The following is a 217-nucleotide window of genomic DNA, read 5'->3' as shown; positions in this document are numbered from 1 at the left end:
GACAACTGCATAAAAATGTTAGAAAATACCTCTTTTTAAAAAGAGATCTTAACGAACCTTGAATTCTTGTTCATCATGACATCCCGTGTGGATGGCGTGATACATGAAAAATAGTCAAGTAAGTAAGGGCGTACGGCGGATGCCTTGGCCATATCAGCCGAAGAAGGACGCGATAAGCTGCGATAAGCTGCGGTGAGGTGCAAGTAACCTTTGACCC

General features: G+C 43.8%; 1 rRNA gene. It reads left to right on the top strand.

Annotated features, from left to right (window positions below):
- Nucleotides 1-112 precede the first annotated feature (112 nt).
- Nucleotides 113-217: ribosomal RNA gene (locus tag ACFCTO_RS12325) — 23S ribosomal RNA — on the top strand; the annotation flags it as partial.

The organism is Megasphaera indica, from assembly GCF_046614755.1.
Lineage (GTDB): Bacteria > Bacillota > Negativicutes > Veillonellales > Megasphaeraceae > Megasphaera > Megasphaera intestinihominis.
This window is presented reverse-complemented; position numbering and strand designations above follow the sequence as displayed.